The sequence below is a fragment of the Leptodesmis sp. genome (assembly GCF_052746595.1).
Genome location: NZ_JBRAGO010000067.1, coordinates 1 through 25,279 on the forward strand (window position 1 = coordinate 1; position 25,279 = coordinate 25,279).

Genomic DNA, 25,279 nt, shown 5'->3' on the forward strand with positions numbered 1-25,279 from the left:
ATACTCTTCAACTCCGCCTCACTCATATTATTGAGGGCAGCTAATTCCTGATCGGTGGGTTCGTGATCTAGCTTCTTAGCAAGGGCTTCTTTCTGATCTTGAAGCGCCATCATTTGTTGAACCTGCTTCCCGTAAACAATTTCCTGTTCATGGGTAAGCATGGGAACGCGACCAATTTCGTGCAGATAGGTCCGAACCATGTCTGCCGTAAAGGTAGATTTGGTGGTTTTAGGTTTAGCAGTGGCAGTGGTCATGGATGCGCGATCTACTCCGTAAACAAAGACTGAAGAATGGAACTGAACAGGCACTACCCAATTCTGCGATTAATGCCTCTGCTGCAGAAATTGTGGAGAAGTGCCCCAGTGAGCAAAAGTAGGGATGGCTAGCTATATCACTTGCACTAATGGGCTTGCACTAACGAGAAAGAACCCCATCAAAAAACTGGAGGTCTAACGAAGATTCAACAGTTTCACCTGCGAAACGATTGTACGGTTGAATCGGGCAGTACAGACAAAGCTCAGTAAACTCGGAATCATTATGAGTTTATATTTTTATCGTACCTGAATTATAGACGGGAGTAAAGCCTTTTTGTTTCCCCCTGGAGGATGATCTAGGTAGGTGATATTGACACCCAACTGAGAAGGGCAAACGTTGGCTATTCGGGAGTTGATGGCTGTAGCAACGTGCTTCATGGTATCTGGCTGAACTCTGCCTATACATACTATGGTGAATGAATTCTTTGAATATAAACAGTCTCAATTGAGAGTAATAACCGAACTTTTGACGGCGGTTCTACGGACAGGGGTAGGGATGACCGATCCAGGGATTGGGGGAATGGTTATCAGGAAGGGGTTCAAATTTTACTCGATTCAGTTGTAGCCGAGGAGTTTAACTGTGGTGTGAAGGTAATACGTCTTTTGTATGACGGGTGGATCTATCAACCAATGACTCATCAAAATCCTAAATCTGCTTTTGCGGCTTCTGCGGCTTTGAAGACAAAGGCATCAGGGGCTTCGCTCCAGGTGGTGTCCCCCACTTCCGCATAGAAGGTTTCGTCGTAGGGACGGGTGCGGATGACAACAGGCATGGGAACTGCATGGCCGAGAATTAACGCCTGTTGTTTGGAGTCCAGTTTGGCCAAAACCGATCGCAGCGCCTGCCCCCCGGAAACTCCAGTGAAAATTGCGTCAATGTCTTTTTCATCATTCAGCAGTGCTGTAATCCGAGTCCCAATTTGAGACATGACTTCGTTGTCAATGCCGGAAGGACGCTGATCGACCACTAGCAGGGTGACAAAGTATTTCCGCATTTCACGGGCGATCGTCCCAAAAATTGTCTGTCCGACAGTGGCCGGATCCAGGAAGCGGTGTGCTTCTTCAATGGTAATTACCAGTTGGCGGGGGCGATCGCTGACGTTTTTAGTCTGCAAAAACTTCTCGGCCTTCTGCACATAGGCGTGATGAATCCGACGAGCAATCACGTTCGTGGCCAGCATATAGGACAGCAGATTGGACTGAGAACCAAACTCAATCACTACATGCTTTCCGGCTTCCAGAGAATCCAGAATCTGCCCCACGTAGTTATGAGGACAGGAGTTACGGATATACTTCAGGCCATCCAAGCGGGTCAGTTTGCGTTGCAAGGCCATGATAGACGATTTACTGCCCATCTTCGTCTCACAAAACTCCTGAATTTCACTGTTGCTCAAGGTCAGCAGTCGATTAATCCAGGACTTGCCAAACTCGTTACGGAGAATAATCGCATTTTCCAGACTGGCTTCCGACAGGTTTAACTCACCCCGTACCAACATCAGGTCTTCGACATCAATCTGGTCGTAGCCGATGTAAAGTTCCTGGGCATCCCGTACCCCTCGCCGTTTAGTGGATTCTGGATCCAGGGTGTAAATCTGCACCTGGCCAGGAAACAATTGCCGCAGTCCTTTCACGGTGCTGAACTGCTTGCCTTCTCGGGTTGCCTCCCAGCCGTACTCGGAGTGCATATCAAAGATCAGGTTGACAGCGGCCTGCTTGCGGATAATGCCCGACAACAGCAACCGGGTAAGAAACGACTTCCCCGTTCCCGATTTGCCAAACACCCCATTACTCCGTTCCACAAAGCGATCGAGATCTAGACAAATGGGTACATCGATATCCATCGGCTGCCCGATCGCAAAATTTCTCCGGTGCGGGTCATCTTCCCAGCCAAACACTGCCCGAAAATCCCACTCACTTGCGTCATACACCTGACTGAAATGACTGGGAATCGTTTTGACAGGCAATAGTTCAATGTCATTGCTGGAGTTGGCCTGATAGGAAGCCAGTTTTGAGCTTTGAGTTTTGAGTTTTGAGTTTTCTTTCTTGGAATCTTGGATTTTGGATTTTGGATTTTGGATTTCTTTCCCAGTTCCCAGTTCCCGGCTCCCAGATCCCTGTTGTTGATTCATCATTAGCATCGGTGACAGATTTGCTGTTCCATAGGTGCCGCTGCCAGCCAGAACTTCTTGCAGAAAGGTGTTGTCTGGTTCGGGGGGATTGGCCAGAATGCGGGGACTGCTGGTTCCCAGGGAGACATCTGTTAACATACAGAAGAAGCGCGAGCGCCGCCCCTGAACGACCAGAAATTTACCTACCCGCATATCTTCTACCGACACATCTGCGTGCAGGCGAACTTCCAATCCCTGACTGAGAGAGCCTTGAATAACGGAACCAAGTGGTTGCTCTGGGTTCATGAATTCCCTGGCGATCGTTGCCCGTGGGTAGACAAAAGAAACTCCATGACTCTTAATAATACATTTGGTTCTACAAAAAATTGTAGATCTGTTCTAGTCAAATAAGAAACTAAACCTTGTCCAAGTCCAGAACCGTAGTTTCTCTTATAGGAAAACTCCAGTTCTCTAGCTGGCCTTGGTTTAGATTAACAAAACATGTTGGCATCAAGATTCTGATGAGCGCAAGATTGCAAGGGGGTGCCATAGGCTTGTTGGAGGTTTTCAGGAGTCATGACCTGTTGAGGGGAACCGTCGGCGATCAGGCGATGATTGAGTAGTAAAAGGCGATCGATCTGAGATAATGCCCCGCCCCATTCATGGCTGCTGACAAGCAAAATCTTGCCGTCGGCTCGGAGTTGGGCCAGGACATCCAAAATAATTGCTTCTGTAGCTTTGTCTACTCCGGTAAAGGGTTCATCAAACAGGAACAAATCCGCTTGTTGGGCCAGGGCACGAGCTAGGAAGACCCGTTGCTGCTGTCCTCTGGATAAATCTCCAATGCGGCGATCGCGCAAGTCCAGCAAATTCACCTACTCCAGAGCCGTCCATACAATTTCTTTGCTGGTTCGATCCGAACGGCGAAACCATCCTAAATGGCGGGTTCGGGCTATCATCACCACGTTCCAGACTGTGATCGGATAGTCCCAGTCAATTTGCGATTACTGTGGCACATAGGCCACCCGCTCTAACTGATGATGCAGCAGACAGGTACAGTATTGCACCACCTTTCCCAATCGAGGAACCAAACCCAGCATCGCGTTTTAAACATCGCGCTTTTGCCAGCATTGTTCGGCCCCATAACACCGACCAATTGCCCCGGTTCCAGCCGGAAGCTAACGGCATCCAATCCCCGAATACCCCGGTACGACAGCTAGTTGATCAACTTCTAACATGAGAAGCCAGTATAAGAATGATTTTCATTCTTGATTTTACATGGTCATTTCTGGAATAGAAAAGGGATTCACCATTTATGGGTCACTGGGCTTGGCAGAGGTGGAGTAGGGAGATTTTTACCCTGATCGTTGGATGTTTGACCAGTTGTACTGTAACGGCACGCAATCCAGCAGAAACAGATACCGCTGGGGTAAATACTGGGGTGCAGCGTCCTAAAGTTGTGGTGACTACAACAGTACTTTGCGATATGACTAAGGCGATCGCAGAGGATACGCGATCTCATCGGTTTGCTGAAGCCCGGTGTGGATGGTCATGTCTATGAAGCCGTGCCTCAAGATCGGCGGGCAATCGAGGATGCTCGGTTAATCCTTTACTCTGGCTACAACTTTGAACCGAATCTGGCGAAACTCTCCAGTCCACTTCCAATCTGGCTCCCAAAATTGCCGTGGCAGAAGCATCTGTAAAACAACCCTTGATGGGTGAGGCGCATGACACGGAAAATTGGCTTCCGAGATTGATAATCAAGCTGTCAATCAGAGTACCACAGGTGGACAGGCTCCTGATCCTCATGTCTGGCAAAATGCAGCCAACGGTGCGGCAATGGTAAAAGTCATTGAAAATCAACTAGCTAAACTGGCTCCTAAAAAAGCAAATTTGTATAAGCAGAATGCAACTAGACTGACAGCCGAGCTGACTCAAATTCATACCTGGATTCAATCTCAGATTGCTACCATTCCGGCATCCAATCGTAAACTGGTGACAACTCATGATGCGATGGGATATTACGCACTAGCCTATGGAATTCCGATTGAGAGGGCCTTACAAAGACTCAGTACAGAAGAGAAGCCGACGGCCAATCGGATTAAAGCACTGGTGAGGGAGGTGAAGGCTTCCGGGGTGCCGACTTTGTTTGCGGAAGTGGCCATCAACCCCAAATTGATTGAGGCTGTGGCGAAGGAAGCGAATATGAAAATTTCTGACCAGAAACTGTACTCAGACAGTTTGGGGAGCCAGGGTCAGCGGCAGATACCTATCCTAAAATGTTGATCACAAATACCAAGGCCATCGTAGAGGGTCTGAAAGGGCAATATACGGCTTTTCAACCAAGGTAATACTCTGAAGAGAGGCAACTGGGGAGCGGGAGAATGACCTCAAGCATCTGGCGATCGCTTGTATGATATTGATGTTCAATCGACTAATTTAGTGGTTAGAGCAGAGGTTTGTTGCCAGATTTGCTCAATCGTAACGAAACGGTATCCCTGCCGCAGGAGGATCGGAATTAAGTGGTCAACGATCTCTGCCACCTGTTCTCCGCCACAATGACCATCATGTAGCACAATAATTGAGCCATTTTTCACCTGAGCCAGAACCCGATTGATCACCGTAGTTACTCCAGGATTAACCCAATCCTCCGGAACAACACTCCACATTACAGAGCGATAGTTCTCCTCCTGTAATAAATCGAGGATCTTGGGGGTAAAGAAGCCATTGGGGGGCCGCACATCTAAAATGGCTTGTTCGGGAATTTGGCAGGCTCTGGAAATTTCGCTTTGAGTTCTTTGCAGGTTAAGTTTTAGTTCAGTAGAAGAGAGAGTGGGAAAGGCGCGATGATCATAACCATGTAAGCCAATCCAGTGCCCCCGGCGATAAATTCCTTCCGCGATCGCAGGTGCCCGGTTGACACAAGCACCTAACCAGAAAAAACTGGCTACGACCCCATGCCGATCTAAAACCTGTAAAAGTTCAGGCGTATAACGTGGGTGGGGGCCGTCATCAAAGGTGAGCGCGATTGCAGGTACGTTTTCATCACCCGACCACAGGCACTGAGGAAACAGCGGCTTCAGAACTTGGTGAACGATCGGATAGAAAGGAGCAAACTGCATAGACAGAGAAGAGGCCACACTTTGTCCTTCTAGCCTAACGAATTGAGTAGCAAGTTTGGCGGGTGTAAGCCGACTGAACCAGTGAGGATAACACTTCAGTGCTGATAGGGTTGACTAAAAAGCCGTCAAATCCGGGATTTTCTTCCTGATGAATCCAACTAGGAGCATGAAAGTCAGTTAAGGCGACGAGGGTTACTGGATGAGCATTAGCACGGATACGCAGTTCCTGCAGCAGGGTATGAGACCAGTTCTGGTGATCACCTGCCAGAATAATTAAGAAAGGAGGTTTTTCATGCACCTGCGTAACGGCCTGCTCCGCTGAACAGGCGATTGCAACTGAATGGCTGGAACATCCAAGCAACGACATCAGAACCCGCACCTGACGCGGATGTTCGGCCAACAGTAAGATATATCCCGACTCTGACTCCATAGTAAACACGAGTCATAAATTCATCACTATGGAGGCTAATATAGCTGCTATAAAAAACACATACTTTGGTAAGAAAACCTTGAAATCCCTATCCTATATCCTTTCAAGGTACTTTGTTTGAAATGCCATGCTTCCACTTTTCTTATACTTCTTAAAAGTACGAAAAATAATATTCATATAGGATTTAGTTGACGATATAGTTCTGTTAAGAGTATCTCTAGAAGCGACCTGGAGCTTCTCACAGTAATGTACCCAACTCTCGATTCCTATAGCTTTTCTTAACGTTTGGCTATCTGGAATCCTAATCACAAAGGAGAAAGAATTGGGTAAAAAACTGCAAGATTTAGCTGCAGTTCTTTGAAGTTCTACAGGCCCTTTGCTCAAGATTTTTAGGAATACTTTATAGCAGTTTGGATGATTGGATATTAAGAAAGCGTTTGAAAAGTATCTGGCGGTTAAAACCGCGACTACACTCACCCAGTCTGCCGACGCAGACTCAATACGATCAAGGTTTTCAGTAACCTGCGGCGGCAGGTTTTCTCGGTATAGCCGCGACTTCAGTCGCCAGGGTAACAAAGAGACAGGCTTTTAAAACATCCTCTAAGGAGCTAACCGAGCTTTCTTCAGACGATTTGCCTCATACCAAGCAGCGATCGCTGGTACCCAGGCTTGGAAGTGGGGCCAGATGGTTTCACACAGCTTCTGAGCCTCCAACTGAGCATCAGACTTCCAGCGCAAATCGAGCAGATGCATCAGCGATCGGACATTAGCGGACATCACCCAATGTTGTCGCACATCAAAGGGAATCAGGCCGCGAGCGTGTTCTTCAGCAAACCCCTGATCAATCCGTTCTTTATAGCGCTGACAGGCTTGTAAGCACCACTCCAGATCTTGCTGACGTAGCTCCTCTGTGTAGTCGTACTTCTTACCCTGGCGATCGCTGTACGTCCCCACCGGACGCAGGTAGAAAACCTCTTCAACGTTCCGCTTACCCGCCACAACGTCAACAATGCGCTGCCCGGTATAGCGGCACGACTGCGTATCAAAGCTGATTCCTACCCGATGAGTGCGAATCTGCTGCATTGTGCTGTGAGGAAACCAGCCGCAGTTTAGAACAATTTGGGGATGTTCCAGGGGGCCGTAATGCCCACGATTTCCTGCCAGAAGATGCTTGACCACCAGTTCGCCGCACCTTTCCTCGCTGGGGAAGCGATCGCGCTCACTCCAGACAAACTCCTCGGCATAGTCCTGATGCATTGCCGCATAGATCACCTGCTGTGGTTGGGGAGTTTGGGCAATTACCTCAACAGTGAACCAATCCATAAGCTCTAATCCATAATACTTATTAGAGTCCTCTAGGATAGGAGGTTTTGCCCCAGATATGTCATCGATTTCTAATTTCTTAAGCCCATTGGCTTAAGCCCATTGGCTTTTTTAGAGTATTCAGCAAGATTTGTGCCACCATAAGAGTCAAATTCGACTAAGCTATCAGTCAGTCGAGCCATATTGTATTCTTAAAGCCCTGTCATCGTGCCTAACCGCAAACTTGTCATTTTCACTCTTGTTCTCATGGGTCTGCTGGGAATGCCCCGCTTAGCATCTGGGCAGGCTCTGGTGCCTCATGCCCTGCGCCTGGATCCTACCAAACTTCAACAACAGGGGCTTAGTCTAGCCCAAGAGGCTGTTCAACTTGCTCAATTCCAGCAGTACGAATTAGCTTTGCAGCGAGTCCGATTAGCCACTCAGTTAGCTCCTAAAAGTCCAGAAGTCTGGTCATTACTGGGAGGACTGTATTTACAGACTAACGAGGTAGATAACGGGATTACGGCTCTGCAGAAGGCACAATCCCTGGATGGTAAAAACTCAGCAGTTCTGTTTGCGCTTGGCTCTGCTTATCGTCAGAAGGGCAAATACAGTCAGGCAGTTGAGTATATCAAGGCAGGTTTGCAAATTAAGCCGAATGTGCCAGGAGCGTTATTTGATTTAGGAAATACGTACTTAATGATGGGCCAGCTTTCGGATGCGATCGTCCAATATGAAAAGGCCATTGCCCAGGAAAAAAACTACTGGCCTGCAATCAACAATATCGGATTGATTAAATATGAATCGGGCAGAATCGATGAAGCCATCCAGTATTGGAAAACCGCTTCAGCGATTGATGAAAAAGCGGCAGAGCCACGTCTGGCAACAGCAGTCGCGCTTTATATCAAGGGCGATCAGCAGCAAGCGTTAGCCCTGGCCGAAGCTGCCATCAAGCTGGATAATAGCTATGCCGATTTAAAGGTTTTGAAGGAGAATTTGTGGGGCGATCGCTTGCTGGCAGATGCCAAAAAGCTTCTGGAAACTCCTCAAATCCAGGCCGCCATTACTCAGTCTCAAGGGCGGCCCTCTCCCACTCAGCGACAACCTACTCCGCGCAGATAGTGTTATCTAAACCCTCGAAATCCTCAAATCAAATCTTCAAACTATGACTGTTAGGGGTTCGCTCCAACTACCCAAGTCCTCCGCTCGCCGTCCAGCCCGCTTCTGTAAGAAGTTCCTTTCTGCTATGGCGCTTTTTCTGTTGCCAGTGGCATGGTTCAGTTACCGAGGAGTTCTGAACTACTTCACTCAACCTCAGGCCATTCTGGTACTAGGTGGCGCTCCCGAGCGAGAAAACTTTGCTGCCCATTTTGCCCGCCAGCACCCTGACCTGCCAATCTGGATTTCCAGTGGCAGCAACATTGAGTACACCGAGGATGTGTTTTCAAAAGCTGGAATTAGCTTTAACCGTTTGCACCTGGATCGAACAGCAGTCGATACAGTAACTAACTTTACAACGCTGGTTGACGAATTGAAATCTAAAGGTATCACCAGTGTTTATCTGGTTACTTCCGATACCCACATGGGACGTGCCTCCCTGGTTGGGGAAATTGTCTTTGGCAGTCGAGGCATTTTGCTAAAGCCAGTGTCAGTTCCTTCAAGGCATCAATCTGAACCGTGGCAAAAAACGGCCCGCGATGGAGCCAGAGCACTTTTATGGGTGGCTACCGGACACACTGGCTCAACCTTAAGTCGCCATTTTGGGGGACGTTGAGTAAGGGCCAAGCAGCTAGATAATGATCTGAATACGAACCAAGGCTTTTTGTCGGTTGCTTGGCTTCTCTAGTTTGCAGGTAACCTCATTTTGGGAAATCACCTTAAATTTCCTGCACCAGTACATAGGGTTGAACAATCAACGCATTGAAGCGCTTCATTTGATTTTGGTTCCAATCACTCAGCTGGATCTGGGATGGTTTTTGAATTAATGCTTCTTCAATCCAGCAGGTGACTTTAGACGTGTCATCTTCAGCGATCGCAACCCCGACGTCCAGCAAATTTAGTTCCTGAGACACCACAATTAGAGAATTTCGTCGAGCATGAGGGGATAACCAGTTCCATTCTGCTTCATCCAGGGTTTGAGCCAGTTCTTTTCGAAGATTTTGCATGGCAAATGAAAAAGACAAAAGTGCAATAAACCTATCACAGATTTACAGACTGACCAAAAATCTGTTTTGATAGGCTGTAAACTCGCTATCAACTAACGGCAGTTCGTAGATCCACGGTCAGAGTATTAAGTTGCTGTTAAGCCACCGCCAATTAGTGCAAAACGACTTCGGTGATTTAACGCTGGCCGCTGCCCCTGTTTACTTGACATTCTATTGATATAGGTTATAAATTCAGCATCTACCCAAACACTATGCGTCAAATCACCATTTGTTTTTCACTTTTAGCCCTGTTTGTCTCCGTTGCCGAGCCTGCTTTTGCGGGTAGAGATGGTTTTCCGGGCCGTAGAGTTGGGGGTGGCAGCCGTTACACCCAGCCTAAATTCAAACCATCTCCGTCTGCTGCTACCCGTCTAACAGCGCTGGCTTTTGCTTCTAGGGGCAACCTGCCAATGGCATTGAGATTAAAAGCTCTCTATAGCTGCTAAGAGAGTCTCGTTTTTGGGTTCAGCGTCATTTTAGTGTTACTAAATGTTTGATTTAGCTCAACTTGAGTCAACAGTTACCAAGTCACCCGATCTTTCAATTTCTCCAATAACTTTGGTCCGACCCCAGCGAGTTGGTCAAAATCTGCAAGAGACGTGAATCGCTTCTGTTGGCGGGCTGCAATAATCCGCCTAGCCAACGATGGCCCTACTCCAGGTAAAGTTTCGAGTTCTGCCTGATTTGCAGTGTTCAGGTTGATGCGCCGACTTGCCTTTTCAGGGTGGGAAACAGATTTTGTCTGAGACTGGTTGGTCGGTTGCGTGTTTCGCTTCGTAGGCTGTTTAAGCTTGTATAACTGGCGACTGGCAGCCTGCAAGGTGTTTCCGACCTGACCTGATGCAATTTTGCTGATTCGAGATGAAGCTGACGGCTGACATTGATGGTTCTCTGCCGCCTTCTTCTGAACAGCGGGCGGCACTCCTAAAATGGCGTTGGTATATAGCCGTTCAAATTCCCGTTGATAGTGAGCAGCCACGATCGGATTCCGAATTACAATCACCGTTTCGTCATTTCCCCGATTGGCCGCATCCGTCCAGTTATGGGAGCCTGTGATCACCGTATGTCCGTCCACTAGGCCGAATTTATGGTGGAGTAAATCTCCAGGTGGCATCCGAGGTACTCCTACCGTAGCGATCGCTGGTTGCCAGGGTCGATTATCTGGCTCAAACTGGCAATTCTCAGCCAGGGCAACTCCCATCATATCCAGTCCTTCGCTATAAGAACGGTAAGCGAAGCCCGCATCGATTAATGTCTTAAAATTCACTCCTTTACGGTGCAGGGGTTCCAGTCGATTCACCAGCGTTTGATCAGAGAACACAAATAGGGCCATGGCGATCGTCTGACTGGCGCTGCTCAAAGTTTTTCCAATCAGGCCATTGCTACTGTCCGCCCAGGGTGTGGAACGAGAAGCCGGAGAAAACTGCACCTCAACACGGCTGGCCCCAATGGTAAACTGACGAGCAGGACGAAAAGGCTTTTTGACTCCAAACAAGTGACCAGACTGCCCAGTGGCACGATCGCCCCACATGATGTTGAATTCTTCCGTGAAGGCAGCCGCCAATTCTGGACTGTTAATTTTCAACAAATTGTTGGCATTGCCTCGGCTCAAAGGGAATTTGAAATCTCCGTGAATGTCACTGGTTGTAAAGTTGGCTGAGGTGATAATGATCGTACGATTATCTACCACCACAAACTTATGGTGCATCAGGTTACTTCCGGCTGAACCATCTGCTGTATCGTCAATGCGAGGAATGCGGGCCTTGTCCAAAATCACCAGACCATCCCGCTGATCAATTTCGTCCTGGCTCAGTTGACCATTGTTGTTCAGATCCATTAAGCGGCGGGCTTCGTTATAGCGATCGCGATCGCGCTCTGGCAACCTAGCCACTTCTTCCGCCGTGAACTGACTAAAAGGGCGAGAGTAGGTATTTTCCAGAATTACCCGTACTCGCACGCCAGCCTTCTTTCGTTCTGCCAGAGCCTGAGCTATTCCTGGCAAACGAAACTCCTGAACGGCCACATCAACAGTGGAACGAGCCGCAGCAATTGTGTCAATAATAACCTGCTCCAGATTGTTGCCATTGCGGGTAATCTGGCGATAAGGCTCGGTATAACTGGCAGCCAGTTCATGATTCATGTACACCTGAATCTGGTCGTCCTGAGGCAGTGGTGTAGGCCGGATGACTTGAGGAACTTCGGTCTGGCAAGCCACCAAGCTGAGTGTCAGCAGACCCAGTGAGGACGTTAATGCCGATCGGAGAGGATGAAATAGCATCACTGATTTAAATTTGGATCAAGGATTAAGGAATTATCCCTTTCAGGATGCCCACCCCTTTTGAAGCTCCATCAGAGCAGTGTTTTTCAGGGTGTTTTGCAACTAAAATTCTGTGCCTGAAAGGGCTGAAGAGCCGATTTTTATCACGGGAGTTGCTGAAAAAAGTGAGGGAAAGACTAGGCAGAGATCCCCTTGTACGTAAAAATAGTTGAAGCGAGCCATCGCTGGCTTATACTTTGTAGGACTTTTATTACTTTGGCTAATGGGATCAACGCGGGCACGAATTGCAATTGATGCCATGGGAGGGGATCACGCTCCCGGTGAAATTGTGGCTGGAGCTTTGAGGGCACGAGAGGAATTGGGTGTTGAAGTGTTACTGGTTGGTGATCCGCACCGAGTTGAAGCGGCCTTGCAACACCATTCTAGTTCTGCCTCTTTGGAAATTGTTCCGGCTGAGGGAACCGTTGAAATGGGCGAAGAACCTCTCAGTTCGCTCAAGCGTAAGCCGAAAGCCTCAATTAATGTCGCAATGGAATTAGTCAAGCAGAAGCAGGCGGATGCAGTGGTTTCTGCTGGACATTCAGGAGCTGCAATGGCTGCAGCCCTGTTGCGCTTGGGTCGTTTGAAGGGTATCGATCGCCCCGCCATTGGAGCTGTTTTCCCCACCTTGATTGCTGGCAAGCCCGTGATTGTGCTGGATGTAGGCGCGAATGTAGATTGCCGTCCCAGGTTTTTAGAGCAGTTTGCCGTCATGGGGTCGGTCTATTCCGAATTTGTTTTGGGAGTGCCAGAGCCGAAAGTGGGCCTGCTGAATATCGGTGAAGAAGAATGTAAGGGAAATGAGCTGGCTTTGCGTGCCCATCAGCTTTTACAAGAGAATGCCCATATCTCCTTCATTGGTAACGCGGAGGGGCGAGATGTACTATCCGGTCGATTTGATGTGATTGTCTGTGACGGCTTTGTCGGCAATGTGCTGCTGAAATTTGCCGAAGCGATCGGCGAAGTAGCCCTGCAGATTCTCAGAGAAGAATTGCCACAAGGGATGCACGGTAAATTAGGCACCTCCTTACTGAAGCCGAATTTGAAACGCATCAAGCAGCGCATGGATCACGCTGAACACGGAGGCGGCCTATTGCTAGGAGTGGATGGCGTTTGTATCATCAGCCACGGCAGTTCTCAGGCTCCCTCCATCTTCAATGCGATTCGCCTGGCCAGGGAAGCAGTAGACAATCGGGTGTCCGAGCGGATTCAGGCCAGCTACACCAGACAAAAGTCGGCGGTCAGCAGCCAGCAGGGGGAGGATTAAATTCCCGAAACACGCTGACTGAATTTCCCAAAGGTACGGAGAAGAACTTTGAAACACGCAGGGGCAGGGATTGCCATTACAGGTAGTGGATCGGCAGCACCAGTGGCTTCCCTTGACAATGACCAACTTAGCCAGATCGTTGAAACGTCAGACGAATGGATTACGGCACGCACCGGGATTCGGCAACGACGATTAGCCAATTCCGGTGGAACGTTGGCTCAACTGGCGACTCAGGCTGCAGCGCAGGCGATCGCGATGGCTGGCTTAACCGCACTGGATATTGATTTAATTGTGCTGGCCACCTCCACCCCGGATGATCTCTTTGGTACGGCAGGTCTAGTCCAGGCTGGGCTAGGGGCTTCACGAGCTGTTGCCTTCGACCTGACCGCCGCCTGTTCTGGATTTGTGTTTGGTCTGGTCACGGCCTCCCAATTCATCCATACCGGGGTGTATCGTAATGTGGTGCTGATTGGTGCCGATGTATTGTCCCGCTGGGTGGATTGGAGCGATCGCCGCACCTGCATCCTCTTTGGTGATGCAGCGGGAGCCGTCGTGCTGCAAGCGAATGAGCGCGATCGGCTGTTGGGCTTTGAACTACGCAGCGATGGCACGCAAAATCATTACCTGAATCTGGCCTATCAGCCTCAGGCCACTTCCTTACTGGATGGCCTGGAGATTGGTCAGGGCAGCTTTCACCCCATCACTATGAATGGTCAGGAAGTTTACCGCTTTGCCGTGCGACGAGTGCCCGAAGTGATTGAAAAGGCTTTATTTCGAGCCAATTTGGGAGTGGAAGCGGTGGATTGGTTACTGCTGCACCAGGCAAACCAGCGCATTTTGGATGCTGTGGCCCAGCGGTTGAACATTGCCCCGGAGAAAGTGATCAGCAATCTCGCCCGGTACGGCAATACCTCTGCAGCCTCGATTCCTTTGGCATTGGATGAAGTGGTACGGCAGGGTACTGTGAACCCCGGAGACACGATCGCCACTGCCGGATTTGGCGCGGGTTTAACCTGGGGTGCAGCTATTTTTCAATGGGGACGGTAAGGATATGACAAAAACAGCATGGGTGTTTCCTGGTCAGGGATCGCAGGCGATCGGTATGGGGGCAGATTTATTTGACCTGCCGGAAGTCAAAGAACGCTTTGCAGAAGCGGATGCTATTTTGGGTTGGTCGGTCGCGGAAGTCTGTCAGAACGAAGAGGATAAGGTTTCTCGCACCCTTTATACCCAACCCTGTCTGTATGTAGTTGAGAGTGTGCTGGCCGATCTGATGCAGGCCAAAGGACAGCAGCCAGAGGCCGTGGCAGGCCATAGTTTAGGAGAGTACGTGGCACTCTATGCCGCTGGCGTGTTCGACTTTGCCACGGGAGTGACGCTGGTGAAGCGACGGGCCGAATTGATGGATAGTGCATCGGATGGAATGATGGCGGCCTTGATTGGCTGCGATCGCGACCAGTTAGATCGACAAATTCAGCAAACTCCTGGAGTGGTACTGGCCAATGACAATAATGCGGCTCAGGTTGTGATTTCGGGAGCGCTAGCAGCGGTAGAAGCCATTCTCAATACCGTGAAAGCCAAACGAGCCGTGAAGCTGAATGTTAGTGGGGCCTTTCACTCGCCGTTAATGAAAGAGGCAGCAGCAGAGTTTCAGATGGTGCTCGATCAGGCTACCTTCAAGACGGCTCGCGTGCCTGTACTGTCCAATGTGGATCCCACCCCGACTACCGATGCAGATATTTTGAAGCAACGCCTGAGCCAGCAAATGACAGGATCAGTACGCTGGCGAGAGATTTCTTTACAACTGGCTGAAATCGGCATGACGCGAGTGGTTGAGATTGGGCCAGGTAAGGTGCTGACGGGGTTAATTAAACGCACCTGTCCCACCCTGGTGCTGGAAAATGTGAGTAGTTTGAGCGATATTCCCTGACCTGCGATCAAGAGCCAATGATGAGTAGACAGCGGGAACCCTTGATCAGCCTTGTGCTTTACCACCTGTTTAAGTGGTCGGTCGTCAGTCCGGTATTGCACACTTACTTTCGGGGCCGCATCTACGGAGCCGACAAGGTGCCGCAAACGGGGCCATTGGTCGTCGTCAGCAACCATGCCAGTGATTTTGACCCACCGATGCTGTCTAACTGTGTTGGTCGCCCAGTAGCCTTTATGGCCAAGGAAGAACTATTTCAGGTGCCCGTCCTGAAGCAGGCGATCACCCTATATGGAGCTTATCCCGTGAAGCGGGGGTCTGCCGATCGCAGTGCCATTCGCGCCGCCCTGGCTGCTTTAGACCAGGGATGGGCGGTTGGCATTTTCATCACAGGCACCCGCACCCCCGATGGTCGCGTCACGGATCCCAAGTTGGGGGCTGCCATGATTGCCGCCAAAGCCAAAGCTCCTCTGCTTCCCATCAGCCTCTGGGGTACAGAGAAAATTTTTCACAAGGGCAAGAAAGCTCCCCGTTCGGTTCCGGTTACGGTGCGGATTGGGGATCCAATTCCGCCTCCAGCATCCGGCGATCGCGAGGACTTGGAAGCCGTAACTCAGCAGTGTGCTGACGTGATTAATGGGATGTTAGATCTGGGGAGATAAATAGGGAAAACCTCCTCTTTCCCTTTCCCCTAGATTCGTTATCCTGAAAGGGATCACCTTCTAGCAACCCCATTTCCATCTGTCCTATGAGTGAGCAAGCTGCCCGTATCTGTATTCTTGGTGGAGGTTTCGGAGGGTTATATACGGCCCTGCGGCTCAGCCAACTGCCCTGGACAAAATCAGAAAAGCCAGAGATTGTCCTGATTGATCGCTGCGATCGCTTCCTGTTCTCGCCCCTGCTCTACGAGTTGATGACAGGGGAGTTACAAACCTGGGAAATCGCACCCTTGTATCAAGATTTGTTGGCTGGAACGGGAGTCCGCTTTTGTCAAGGGGTGGCTTCTGGAATTGATTTGCAGGAAAAGCGAATACAGCTTCATGACGGCCCAGAGATTGCTTACGATCGTCTGGTTCTGGCGATCGGTGGTGAAACTCCCCTAGATCGAATCCCCGGTGCGGCTGAATACGCTGTCACGTTTCGGACGGTGGCCGATGCCTATCGCCTGGAAGAACAGTTGCGGCGGCTAGAGGAATCGGATCGGGAAAAAATTCGGATTGCGATCGTCGGAGCAGGCTACTCTGGCGTAGAATTGGCCTGCAAATTGGCCGATCGCCTGAAGCAACGGGGCCGACTGCGACTAATTGAACTCTCGGATCAAATTCTGCGAACTTCCACTGACTTTAACCGGGAAGCAGCCACCAGAGCACTCCATGAACGGGGGATCTGGTTAGACTTGGAAACCACTCTGGCAGAGATTACCCAGGATTCCCTTTCCCTGACTTATAAGGGAGTCACCGATACGATTCCGGTGGACATCGTGGTATGGACAGTGGGCACCAAGGTGGCTGAGGTGATTAGCAGCTTACCCCTGAAGAAGAATGAACGGGGGCAGGTGTCCGTTACGCCGACTCTGCAAGTGATCGATCATCCAGAGATTTACGCGCTGGGTGATCTGGCAGACTGCAAAGATGTCACTGGGCAACAAGTTCCGGCAACCGCTCAGGCAGCCATGCAGCAGGCCGACTATGTAGGCTGGAACCTGTGGGCCTCCCTGACTGGAAGACCATTGCTGCCCTTCCGGTATGAGCATGTGGGCGAAATGATGACTCTAGGGGTAGATAATGCCACATTGACGGGACTGGGCTTGAAGCTTGATGGTCCAACAGCCGTGATTGCTCGGCGTCTGGCCTATCTCTATCGGATGCCGACCCTGGATCACCAGCTGCGAGTGGGTCTGAACTGGATTACCCAACCTGTCCTCTCCCTGTTAGAAGGGATCACCCAAGCCTCCTCTCCTGCCTCCTGAGAACGTACCTATTGCTATGCATCCTCAACGTATCCCTCCCCAGCCCGGTCAGGAATCCGTGTGGGACTATCCTCGTCCGCCTCGTTTAGAGGATACCTCTAAACATATTCAGGTTATTTTTAACGGGGTGACGATCGCGGATACCCACCGGGCTAAACGAGTTCTGGAAACCAGCCATCCCCCGGTGTACTACATTCCCCCGGAGGATATACAACGAGAATATCTGGTGCCCAGTCCGCGATCGACCTACTGTGAATGGAAGGGCCAGGGAGCCTACTACAGTCTAGTTGTTGGCAACAAACGGGCGGATGATGTGGCCTGGTATTATCCCCATCCCACGCCTGCGTTTGCCAGCATCAAAGACTGTGTGGCCTTTTATGCCGCTCCGATGGATTCCTGTTATGTCGATGGTGAAAAGGTTCAGCCTCAACCGGGCAACTTTTATGGAGGCTGGATCACCCAGGACATTGTGGGGCCGTTCAAGGGTGGGTCAGGATCGTGGGCTTGGTAGTTAACGCTGAAGGATCGTTGGGAGAAGGGGGTGGGATATGACGGTAGTTGTGTTTGGCAGTATCAACATGGATCTGGTGACTCGCACGTCCAGATTACCCCAACCCAGTGAAACCATTATTGGCTCAGAATTTTTTACCACTCCTGGCGGCAAGGGTGCTAATCAAGCCGTGGCCCTGGCTAAACTCAAGGTACTGACGCAAATGGTGGGTCGGGTGGGGAGTGATGGCTTTGGGCACCAACTTCTGGCAAGTTTACAGACGGCTGGTGTGAAAATTCGGGGCGTGCACGTAGATCACTCCACACACTCCGGAGTGGCAGTGATTACCGTGGCCGACAGCGGGGAGAATCAAATCATCGGGGTGCTGGGAGCCAACGGCGAACTGGACGAAACGGACATCAAGCGATTGCTGGAACTGTTGCCCGGAGCGGATGCCTTACTGCTACAACTGGAAGTCCCTTTAGTGGTCGTCAGGCAAGCGGCTCAGGCGGCCCGTCAGGCTGGGGTACGGGTCTTGCTGGATCCGGCTCCCGTTCCTGGAGAAGCGATCGCGGATCTGTACCCCTTCGTAGACATTCTGCTGCCCAACGAGGTGGAAGCAGGACATCTGGCAGGTTTTCCGGTGCATTCCCCTAAAACTGCTGCCCAGGCTGCTGCCCTGTTCCAACAGCAGGGTGCACAGACTGTCATCGTCAAGTTGGGAGCCCAGGGAGCCTTGTGTGCTACTCCGGATGACACCTTTTTTGTTCCGGCTTTCTCTATCACAGCGATCGATACCGTCGCCGCAGGAGATGCCTTTGCCGGAGGATTGACAGCTGCTCTGGTAGAAGGAAAACCCTTGCGAGAGGCTGTGGTTTGGGGAACGGCTGCGGGAGCCTTAGCGACTACGAAAGTGGGCGCACAATCGGCGATGCCTGATCGAGATACGCTAGAGGTCTTTCTTCGGAAGCGAGGGTTGGGAATTGAGGATTAGTTGTAGAGACGTTTCGCCGACACGCCTCTACCGGATTGATCACTTCCCTTCAATCTGGCGTTTCATTTGAGTCCGGGCGGATTGCAGAATGGCTCTCAGGGCTTCCTTTTGCTGGCCATCCAGGCAGAAAGAGGAAAAAATTTGCTGGATGTTGGCAGCTTTTTGTTGAGTTTCAGTCCGGTTGAGTTTGTTGGGATCAAAGCCACTGGCAATGATTGCCTCCATTTGCTCGAAGGCAAATTCGCTGATGGTCGCGATCGCCTTCCATTGCTGAGCATTCAACTTCAGATTGGATCCCAGCGTTGACGATTCTGGAACGGTTTTTTCTGGAGCGGGAACAGCAATCGGTTGAGCCACCACTTTGGAAGATAGACAGACCAAGCTGAGAGCAATCGCACTGACAGACAATAGAACAGATTTTGGACTCATAGGTTCAATAGGAACAACAGGTACACAGAACGATTTCCTTGTACAAAAGTTTCTAGAAAATGATTAAAAATTTTCTAGAGTTCCTTATGACAGACACGGGACTAATGAGTGAACTGAGCTACAAAGCCTGGTTAGAGTACTAGATTAACAGAACCAGAATATCAGAGGGATTTGCTGATCGGATGATCACAGGTACTGCGGAAGAAGCGCCAGGGAAGGACAATTGCGGCGACCATTAAGCCCAATGCCAATCCCCACCACAACCCGACTCCTTCTAAACCCAGCTTAAATCCTAGCAGGCAACCACTGGTCAACCCCACACACCAGTAAGCCAGAATTGCAACCAGCATCGGAATTCGGGTATCTTTCAAACCGCGTAAGGCTCCGGTAGACACCGCTTGAACGCCATCCATGATTTGAAATACCGCCGCAATTCCCAGCAGTCGTTTACTCAGAACAACCACTGCCGCATTTTCCGGGTTGTGAATATCCAGATACAGGGAAATAATCCGCTCTGGAAAAGCCCAGAGCAACAGCGCCATCATCCCCATAAACAGTGCCCCTATCCCGATGCCGATAAACCCAGCGAGGCGTAACGCTTTAACCTGCTGTTGCCCCAACAACTGACCCACCCGCACAGTCGTTGCCATCGCAATTCCCAACGGAACATTAAAGGTGACGGCTGCAGTTTGCAAAACAATTTGATGTGCCGCCAGAGAGGCGGTTCCTAGATAGCCCATTAAGAAAGTCGTGACGGCGAATAGTCCGGCTTCTACGCCGATCATGGCTCCGATCGGCAGTCCCAATCCTACTAACTCGGCAAAAATCCTGCCCTGAAATTGGAACAGTCCAGGGACAGGATTATAGGGCTTTAAGGACGATTGACTAAAGATGTAGGCAATCGTCGCCAGAAACATGGCCCACAACGACAGAGCGCTAGCCCAACCAATTCCGGCCAATCCCAGAGCCGGAAATCCCAGCTTGCCAAACATCAGCACATAGTTGGCGACGATATTCAATAAAGTGCCACCAACCACGATCGCCATAATGGGACGAGGCCGGGACAGAGCTGAGATAAAACTCCTTAATACCGCAAAGCCCAGACCGGGAAAATAGCCCCAGGCGATCGCCCGCAGGTAGGTTTCTGCCAGAGCAACGGTATCTAGTGCTTGTCCTAGATGTCGCAATAAAACACCTGCGTTCCAAATCAGCAACGTCAGGGGAATGGCGATTAGAACTGCCAACCACAATCCCTGCTGCCCCACCTGACGCACCCGCCCGGTTTTTCCGGCTCCATACGCTTCAGCCACTAGGGGACTGACGGCCGTAATGATGCCGGTGGCGACAATCAGCAGAACTGTAAAGGTCGTTGCTCCTAAGCCACCTGCCGCCAGGGTTTGACTTCCTAATAGCCCCATCATGACCGTATCGACAAACCCAGTCATGGATTGGGCAAGTTGGGCGGCGGCCAAAGGAATCGCCAGGTAGAGACACTCCCTGGCTTCGGAGAAAAAATACGATCGTGGCACTTTTCCACCATGAGATATCGGCCAATCAGTATACTACATTGTAGTATACTCTAGGGCTTTTGACGTATAGAACGACGAATTCGAGTTAATCGGCTAGTCTACCTCGTCAAAAAACGTAGGCCATTGATTTTCAAGGGAGACACTATCGGAATTTGCGCTTCTGCCTTCTGCCTTTTGCCTTCTGCCTTCCTGCGCTAGCGGGATAAAGCCAGAAATTTAACAGCTTGGTCAACCAGGGCATGACGGGATAGGTCAACAGGGCCGACACGAATATGCAGGAAATGAACAAGCCGAGTAGCGGATGCCACGTTGCTGTCAGTGGCCCCAGCAGGGCATTGGAGAGCAAAATTAAAGGATAAACGGCCAGGACACCCAGAATGACTTTTTTTGTAATAGGTCGGATGGTAAGAAGTTGGCAGGCTGTTCTGAGGCAGACTAAACCACATCTCAATGCCGCTGGGAAGTTGCTGTCGGGTTCTGGCGGTCACAAGATGGTGCGATCGTTCCATCCAGTCCCGATAGGTAGCAGACTTTGACCAGATTCTGAAGTGATCATAATTATCGAATCTACAATCACGGCGTACTCTGGATGATTACGATCGCGGGGACGAATGGTTTCCACCCCCAAAAATCCTGCAAACTTTTGAGCTGCCTGATTAATTCCTCTCGTCCAGGCTTCATACTCCTGGATGCGATCGGATTCAACAATCTCAGAAATAACTAATGTAATCGGGCCAGAATAGGGTTGAGAAGTTTGCATAACTGAATAATAAAGATCACTCTATAATATGCTTAGCTAAACCATTATTTATTATCAGTAATTGCAAATACTCCTGTTCTATATCTTTAAGCTTGAAGTTCTGAGACAGTTTTGTAAATAAAATGCAAAGAAGGTAAATTTATTTGTCGTTCCGATTTCCTGTTTTCAGAGACTGCTACATTTGAAATTGAAGCTAAAAGACTTCAAAAGCAAGACTAAAAGATTAATGTCGTTTCGTTTGAGGAGGAAAGAAGGCTGTTTCATTTAGCATTTATCTCGTCGAACGTGTCAAATAGATGCAGCAACACCCATCTCGAAAACCAATATTTCCTCAAATAATCAGGCGGGAGTAACGCAATTGGAATTGTTAAGTTCATTGCTTCTCCAGGTAGGATTAATCAGGTGAGGAAGTTCCTTAGCTAGTAGTGCTTGGGTGTTGCTGTATGCAGAGTTTTACTAATAAAAACGATTGCCTCTTTTAGAGAAGCGATCGCGCATTTCTTGGTTAACGACCTGAACGAACTTTTTTGTCATAGGTCATCAGTCATTGGTCATTTGCAACTGATGAGTGACGAATGACAGAGGACAAAAGACTACTTGAGAACTCCTAATACAGGTTCTACTTGAGAACTCCCAATCTTGGAGAATGAAAACCCAGTAGCATACAGGGCAGGATGTTCCTGAGCCACTTTGGTATAGGGCTGACGCACTTCCGTATTCACGGCCACTGTCTTCACGTCATACACCTGGGTGACCAGCTTAGGATAGAGGCCAAACCCAATAATGGGGATCAGGAAGCAGGCGGCAATGAACACCTCTCTGGGATTGGCATCGTTATACTGAGCATCGGCAGGCAGCACACAACTGTTGCCAAAGCAAACCGCATCCTGATCTATTTGATTCATACGCGGGTCAGTCATGCCGCAGGCGAGGGCCGTATCCGTGCCATAGAACAGTTGGCGCAGCATGGAGAGCAAATAAATCGGGGTGAGAATCAGACCCACTGCAGCCAGGAAAACCGTCACGATGCGGAAGGGAGAACTATAAATGTCGCTGGTGGTAACTCCCACGAAGACGGATAGTTCGCTGACAAATCCACTCATTCCAGGCAGAGCCAGGGAAGCCATTGTGCTGGCAGTAAATAGGGCAAATACCTTGGGCATCACCTTACCGATATTGCCCATTTCGTTGAGTAGCATCGTATGAGTGCGATCGTAGGTAACCCCTGCCAGGAAGAACAGCACAGAAGCAATCAGGCCGTGGGAGATCATTTGCAGCAATGCGCCGCTGATGCCTAGATCGGTGAAGGAGGCTATCCCCAACAGCACGAAGCCCATGTGAGACACCGAGGAGTAGGCTAGACGGCGCTTCATGTTGGTTTGGGCGAAAGAGTTGAAGGCCCCATAAATAATGTTCACCACACCCAGAATCATCAGAATCGGGGCAAAGTAAACGTGAGCATCGGGGAGCATTTCCAGATTTACCCGGATCAGACCATATCCGCCCATCTTGAGCAACACTCCCGCCAGAATCATCGAGACAGGGGCAGAGGCTTCACCATGAGCATCAGGCAACCAGGTATGCAGCGGGAAGATCGCTAGCTTGACTCCAAAGGCAATCAGTAATCCGGCATAAAGCAGTACTTCCAGGACGATCGGATAATCCTTCACACCCAGGACGGCCATATCAAAGCTGATCGTATCGCCATAAAAGGCCATACCCAGCGCCGCAACCAGAATAAAAATCGAGGCCGCAGCGGTATAGAGTAGGAATTTAGTCGCTGCATAGCGGCGCTTTTGGCCACCCCAGATGGACACCAGCAGGTAGACCGGAACCAGTTCCAGTTCCCACATGATGAACAGCAGCAGCATGTCCTGGGCCACAAACACACCAATCTGAGCGGCATACAGCACCAGCATCAGAAAGTAAAATAGGCTTGGCTTATGATTCACCTGCCATGCCGCGAGAATGGAAAGGGTAGTTACCAGTCCAGCGAGGAGCACCAGCGGAACTGATAGACCATCGACCGAAACGGCCCAGCTCAGACCTAACTGAGGCACCCAGGCATAATTTTCCGCAAGTTGAAAGGTCGCACTGCTGGCATCGTAGTGCTTCCAGAAGGCACAACACATCAAGACAAAGTCCGCAATGCCTACACCCAGTGCGAACCATCTCACGAGCTTACCGTTTTTGTCGGGCAGCACAGGGACGACGAAGGAAGCAACGAGTGGAAGCAGGATAATCGCGGTCAGCCAAGGAAATCGATCAGCTATCATGATAGTGAGCAAAAATACTTACCTGTGAATAAACCCATCTTACTACTGCATCGAAGGATTTATTCATAAATCTTTATTCTCACGAAATATAGGTAAATATTTCTTGTTAAGAGTTTGCAATAATCAAGGAATTTCAAAGAGGTATATTTGTGTCTCTGCGCGATCGCAAAGCCTTGATGGCCGCCGAGTAGTTAGTTGATGCCTTTATTGCTCTCCCCGGCGGCTATAGCACGTTAGAGGAATTTTGCGAAATCCTCACCTAGGCGCAGTTAGAACTGCATGAGAAACCTCAAGGATTGCTGAATGTGGAGGGTTATTACGATCCGTTGCTGCAACTGATTCGATCGGGCGGTTGACGATCAATTTTTGCGGGCCGACTTGCGGCATCTGGTGATTGAAGCGGATCAGCCGGAGGTTCTGCTTGATCGTCTAGCCAGCTATCAGTCAAGCTATGTTGACAAATGGGTCGGGCTTCCTGTTAAGCCTTAGACCTTAGAATAGAGCGCAAGTGAATTATTGAACGAGGCGCATGGAAGCACCTTCCCAGACACAAGCACCCGCCCAAACCCGCCCAATTAGCCTATCCACTGTCATCCTGGCCTCTCTGGCCCTGGGGATTGGCTTTGGCGCGGTTTTGAATCTCTATTTTCCAGCCAGTATTCCAACCCTCGATCGCTACCTGCTCGATCCTGTGGGCAGAGCTTTTCTGCGCCTCATCCAGTTTGTTGTCATTCCGATCGTCTTTTCGTCCCTGATTCTGGGTCTGACCCGAATCAGTAATGCCGCTCAGGTTGGACGCTATGCCGCTAAACTGCTGACCAGCTACCTGTTTACTAGTTCGATTGCCGTGGGCCTGGGACTCATCATTTGCACCGTCTTAAAACCGGGAGCTGGACTTACAGGGTTTACGGCGATCGCAGAGACGCAAGTACACCAGAATCAGTCCCTAGTGGATTGGTTGGTCAGTCTGGTGCCGGTCAATCCGTTGGAAGCACTGAGTACGGGCAACTTATTACAAACGATCTTTTCTGCTGCCCTGATTGGCGTTGGTATCCAGTTTGCGGGGGAAAAAGGAGCCAGTTTTGTTGCTTTGATGGAAAGCGTGTATGTGATTAGCGAAAAGATTCTCTCCCTGATTTTGTATATTGCTCCAGTTGGCGTGTTTACGCTGATCAGTTCCGTAATTGCCACTCAGGGGTTTGAACTGATTGCTAAATTGTTTGTCTATGTATTGGGGTTGTTCATTTCCACCCTGATCATGATCAGCTTGTATACCCTGATCCTGCTCGTACTTCAGGCTAAACCAGGAAAATTTTTTCAAAGTTTGGCTCCCTCCCTCTCACTGGCCTTTGGTACCGCTAGTTCTAATGCCGCTCTACCTGTGGTGCTGCAGAATGCCCAGCAAGAATACGGCTTACGAGAAGATATCGCCAGCTTTGCAATTCCCCTGGGAACGGCACTGAAGCGAGACGGATCGGCGATTTTGCAGGGGTTCAACGCGCTGTTTATCGCCCAGATTTATCACGTGCCTCTGACGGCAGAATTGCTGCTGGCGATCGCCCTCAGTTCTCTGTTGGTGTCCTTCAGTACGCCCGGAGTTCCCGGTTCTGCAATTATCACAATGGCAACGGTGTTGGGTGCCGCCGGGTTGCCTGTGGAAGGGATTGCGATCGTGGCCGGAGTTGACCGTTTGACGGACGGCTTCAAAACTGTCTTGAACGTAATTGGGAACGTGACTAACGCGGTAATTCTGAGTCGTTGGGAGCCGGAAATGCCCATTTAGGCTGTGTTTTAAATCTCTTCGATCCTCCCTAACCCTCCTTTTTAACTATTGAGGGGTT

27 protein-coding genes are annotated in these 25,279 nt (G+C 50.0%); 14 read left to right on the plus strand and 13 right to left on the minus strand.

Features of this window, described 5'->3' with window-relative positions:
• From ACUVQO_RS14975 to ACUVQO_RS14985, 3 genes are all read right to left on the minus strand, one after another.
• Window positions 1-254, minus strand: a 254-nt coding sequence (locus ACUVQO_RS14975) for a sigma-70 factor domain-containing protein (RefSeq protein ID WP_445926652.1), incomplete at its 3' end; no start/stop codon positions are given.
• Window positions 255-952: 698 nt separating this feature from the next.
• Window positions 953-2,728, minus strand: a complete 1,776-nt coding sequence (locus ACUVQO_RS14980) for a helicase HerA domain-containing protein (RefSeq protein ID WP_445926653.1) — start codon at window positions 2,726-2,728, stop codon at window positions 953-955.
• 185 nt (window positions 2,729-2,913) lie between these two features.
• Window positions 2,914-3,297 carry a metal ABC transporter ATP-binding protein gene (locus tag ACUVQO_RS14985; RefSeq protein ID WP_445926654.1) on the minus strand — a complete coding sequence of 128 codons (384 nt, stop codon included), beginning with the start codon at window positions 3,295-3,297 and terminating at the stop codon, window positions 2,914-2,916.
• A gap of 651 nt (window positions 3,298-3,948) precedes the next feature.
• On the opposite strand from ACUVQO_RS14985, the gene ACUVQO_RS14990 reads away from it, so the two are divergent.
• Both ACUVQO_RS14990 and ACUVQO_RS14995 read left to right on the plus strand, forming a co-directional pair.
• Window positions 3,949-4,125 carry a metal ABC transporter solute-binding protein, Zn/Mn family gene (locus ACUVQO_RS14990; protein ID WP_445926655.1) on the plus strand — a complete coding sequence of 59 codons (177 nt, stop codon included), beginning with the start codon at window positions 3,949-3,951 and terminating at the stop codon, window positions 4,123-4,125.
• A 37-nt stretch (window positions 4,126-4,162) separates the two neighbouring features.
• Window positions 4,163-4,708, plus strand: coding sequence for a metal ABC transporter solute-binding protein, Zn/Mn family (locus ACUVQO_RS14995; protein ID WP_445926656.1), 546 nt, complete (start codon window positions 4,163-4,165; stop codon window positions 4,706-4,708).
• A 140-nt stretch (window positions 4,709-4,848) separates the two neighbouring features.
• Here the strand turns inward: ACUVQO_RS14995 and ACUVQO_RS15000 are convergent, their stop codons facing one another.
• The 3 genes from ACUVQO_RS15000 to thyX form a co-directional block, all read right to left on the minus strand.
• The gene (locus ACUVQO_RS15000; RefSeq protein ID WP_445926657.1) at window positions 4,849-5,562 is read right to left on the minus strand and encodes a polysaccharide deacetylase family protein; all 714 of its coding nucleotides are present in this window, start codon (window positions 5,560-5,562) and stop codon (window positions 4,849-4,851) included.
• Window positions 5,563-5,578: 16 nt separating this feature from the next.
• Complete coding sequence (locus ACUVQO_RS15005) at window positions 5,579-5,974, minus strand: hypothetical protein (protein ID WP_445926658.1); 396 nt, start codon at window positions 5,972-5,974, stop codon at window positions 5,579-5,581.
• Between the two features lie 600 nt (window positions 5,975-6,574).
• A complete protein-coding gene (thyX, locus tag ACUVQO_RS15010; RefSeq protein ID WP_445926659.1) occupies window positions 6,575-7,297 on the minus strand; it encodes an FAD-dependent thymidylate synthase in 723 nt (240 codons plus the stop codon).
• 207 nt (window positions 7,298-7,504) lie between these two features.
• On the opposite strand from thyX, the gene ACUVQO_RS15015 reads away from it, so the two are divergent.
• Together ACUVQO_RS15015 and ACUVQO_RS15020 are read left to right on the plus strand one after the other, a co-directional pair.
• Window positions 7,505-8,398, plus strand: a complete 894-nt coding sequence (locus tag ACUVQO_RS15015; RefSeq protein ID WP_445926660.1) for a tetratricopeptide repeat protein — start codon at window positions 7,505-7,507, stop codon at window positions 8,396-8,398.
• A 43-nt stretch (window positions 8,399-8,441) separates the two neighbouring features.
• Window positions 8,442-9,050 (plus strand): YdcF family protein, encoded by a 609-nt coding sequence (locus tag ACUVQO_RS15020; protein ID WP_445926661.1) that lies wholly within the window; start codon window positions 8,442-8,444, stop codon window positions 9,048-9,050.
• 103 nt (window positions 9,051-9,153) lie between these two features.
• On the opposite strand, the gene ACUVQO_RS15025 is transcribed toward ACUVQO_RS15020, so the two are convergent.
• Window positions 9,154-9,441, minus strand: coding sequence for a DUF2288 domain-containing protein (locus ACUVQO_RS15025; protein ID WP_445926662.1), 288 nt, complete (start codon window positions 9,439-9,441; stop codon window positions 9,154-9,156).
• 251 nt (window positions 9,442-9,692) lie between these two features.
• Here ACUVQO_RS15025 and ACUVQO_RS15030 point away from each other — a divergent pair, with 251 nt between their 5' ends.
• Entirely contained in the window at window positions 9,693-9,926 is a 234-nt protein-coding gene (locus ACUVQO_RS15030; RefSeq protein WP_445926663.1) for a hypothetical protein, read from the plus strand.
• A 74-nt stretch (window positions 9,927-10,000) separates the two neighbouring features.
• On the opposite strand, the gene ACUVQO_RS15035 is transcribed toward ACUVQO_RS15030, so the two are convergent.
• A complete protein-coding gene (locus ACUVQO_RS15035; protein ID WP_445926664.1) occupies window positions 10,001-11,758 on the minus strand; it encodes a phospholipase D-like domain-containing protein in 1,758 nt (585 codons plus the stop codon).
• Between the two features lie 262 nt (window positions 11,759-12,020).
• On the opposite strand from ACUVQO_RS15035, the gene plsX reads away from it, so the two are divergent.
• From plsX to rbsK, 7 genes are all read left to right on the plus strand, one after another.
• Complete coding sequence (gene plsX, locus ACUVQO_RS15040; RefSeq protein ID WP_445926665.1) at window positions 12,021-13,064, plus strand: phosphate acyltransferase PlsX; 1,044 nt, start codon at window positions 12,021-12,023, stop codon at window positions 13,062-13,064.
• Between the two features lie 48 nt (window positions 13,065-13,112).
• Complete coding sequence (locus ACUVQO_RS15045; RefSeq protein ID WP_445926666.1) at window positions 13,113-14,111, plus strand: beta-ketoacyl-ACP synthase III; 999 nt, start codon at window positions 13,113-13,115, stop codon at window positions 14,109-14,111.
• Window positions 14,112-14,115: 4 nt separating this feature from the next.
• Window positions 14,116-14,994: an ACP S-malonyltransferase gene (gene fabD / locus ACUVQO_RS15050; protein WP_445926667.1), complete on the plus strand. Its 879-nt coding sequence runs from the start codon at window positions 14,116-14,118 to the stop codon at window positions 14,992-14,994.
• A 17-nt stretch (window positions 14,995-15,011) separates the two neighbouring features.
• On the plus strand, window positions 15,012-15,653 hold the full coding sequence (locus tag ACUVQO_RS15055) for a lysophospholipid acyltransferase family protein (RefSeq protein ID WP_445926668.1): 642 nt from the start codon (window positions 15,012-15,014) through the stop codon (window positions 15,651-15,653).
• Between the two features lie 86 nt (window positions 15,654-15,739).
• Window positions 15,740-16,960 carry an NAD(P)/FAD-dependent oxidoreductase gene (locus ACUVQO_RS15060; RefSeq protein WP_445926669.1) on the plus strand — a complete coding sequence of 407 codons (1,221 nt, stop codon included), beginning with the start codon at window positions 15,740-15,742 and terminating at the stop codon, window positions 16,958-16,960.
• Window positions 16,961-16,976: 16 nt separating this feature from the next.
• Window positions 16,977-17,471 (plus strand): DUF427 domain-containing protein, encoded by a 495-nt coding sequence (locus ACUVQO_RS15065; RefSeq protein WP_445926670.1) that lies wholly within the window; start codon window positions 16,977-16,979, stop codon window positions 17,469-17,471.
• Between the two features lie 37 nt (window positions 17,472-17,508).
• Entirely contained in the window at window positions 17,509-18,444 is a 936-nt protein-coding gene (rbsK, locus tag ACUVQO_RS15070; protein WP_445926671.1) for a ribokinase, read from the plus strand.
• Window positions 18,445-18,483: 39 nt separating this feature from the next.
• Here rbsK and ACUVQO_RS15075 read toward each other — a convergent pair whose 3' ends face one another.
• The 5 genes from ACUVQO_RS15075 to ACUVQO_RS15095 form a co-directional block, all read right to left on the minus strand.
• Entirely contained in the window at window positions 18,484-18,873 is a 390-nt protein-coding gene (locus tag ACUVQO_RS15075; RefSeq protein ID WP_445926672.1) for a hypothetical protein, read from the minus strand.
• 161 nt (window positions 18,874-19,034) lie between these two features.
• Window positions 19,035-20,402 (minus strand): MATE family efflux transporter, encoded by a 1,368-nt coding sequence (locus tag ACUVQO_RS15080; protein WP_445926673.1) that lies wholly within the window; start codon window positions 20,400-20,402, stop codon window positions 19,035-19,037.
• Between the two features lie 194 nt (window positions 20,403-20,596).
• Window positions 20,597-20,890 (minus strand): hypothetical protein, encoded by a 294-nt coding sequence (locus tag ACUVQO_RS15085; protein ID WP_445926674.1) that lies wholly within the window; start codon window positions 20,888-20,890, stop codon window positions 20,597-20,599.
• Complete coding sequence (locus ACUVQO_RS15090; protein ID WP_445926675.1) at window positions 20,887-21,162, minus strand: hypothetical protein; 276 nt, start codon at window positions 21,160-21,162, stop codon at window positions 20,887-20,889. Before ACUVQO_RS15090 ends, ACUVQO_RS15085 begins: the two co-directional genes overlap by 4 nt.
• Window positions 21,163-21,755: 593 nt before the next feature.
• Window positions 21,756-23,438 (minus strand): NAD(P)H-quinone oxidoreductase subunit 4, encoded by a 1,683-nt coding sequence (locus tag ACUVQO_RS15095; RefSeq protein ID WP_445926677.1) that lies wholly within the window; start codon window positions 23,436-23,438, stop codon window positions 21,756-21,758.
• A gap of 206 nt (window positions 23,439-23,644) precedes the next feature.
• Here ACUVQO_RS15095 and ACUVQO_RS15100 point away from each other — a divergent pair, with 206 nt between their 5' ends.
• Together ACUVQO_RS15100 and ACUVQO_RS15105 are read left to right on the plus strand one after the other, a co-directional pair.
• Complete coding sequence (locus ACUVQO_RS15100; RefSeq protein WP_445926678.1) at window positions 23,645-23,701, plus strand: hypothetical protein; 57 nt, start codon at window positions 23,645-23,647, stop codon at window positions 23,699-23,701.
• Between the two features lie 266 nt (window positions 23,702-23,967).
• Window positions 23,968-25,221: a dicarboxylate/amino acid:cation symporter gene (locus ACUVQO_RS15105; protein ID WP_445926676.1), complete on the plus strand. Its 1,254-nt coding sequence runs from the start codon at window positions 23,968-23,970 to the stop codon at window positions 25,219-25,221.
• The last annotated feature ends 58 nt before the right edge of the window (window positions 25,222-25,279 follow it).